Below are 359 nucleotides of genomic sequence, written 5' to 3'. Positions count from 1 at the left end.
TTGATGTGATGCCCGTGGGTGTGGAGGTGTGCTGCGGAGGTGAGGAGTCGGGTGAGGGTGCCTTCGTTGCGGCGGAGGGTGCCGGTGATGGTGTCGGCGTCCTTGACTTCTTCGATGCTGTAGGTGAGGACGGGGTGGGCGCTGGACTCGATGTAGGTGGTGTGGCCGCTCTCGGTGAGCTGTTCGATGGCGGTGTGGAAGTGGACGGTCTGGCGGAGGTTGCGGTACCAGTAACCGGCGTCGAGTTGGGTTGTGGTGAGGAATCCGGGCTGGACGGTGGAGAAGAAGGGCACTGCGGAGGTCTGGGGTGTGATGCCCGCGAGGGCTTCGGTCAGGTGCTGCTCGATGGTTTCGACGTG

Annotated in this window: 1 protein-coding gene; it reads right to left on the bottom strand. The window is 63.8% G+C overall.

Annotated elements, in window-relative coordinates; translation table 11 throughout:
* Positions 1 to 359: acyltransferase domain-containing protein (locus tag IE94_RS36790; RefSeq protein WP_037924941.1), on the bottom strand; the 359-nt coding region annotated here is incomplete at both ends.

Origin of the sequence: Streptomyces violaceorubidus (assembly GCF_000717995.1) — a bacterium.
Lineage (GTDB): Bacteria > Actinomycetota > Actinomycetes > Streptomycetales > Streptomycetaceae > Streptomyces > Streptomyces violaceorubidus.
The sequence above is the reverse complement of the archived record's forward strand: the minus strand, read 5'-3'. Positions and strand labels throughout refer to the sequence as shown.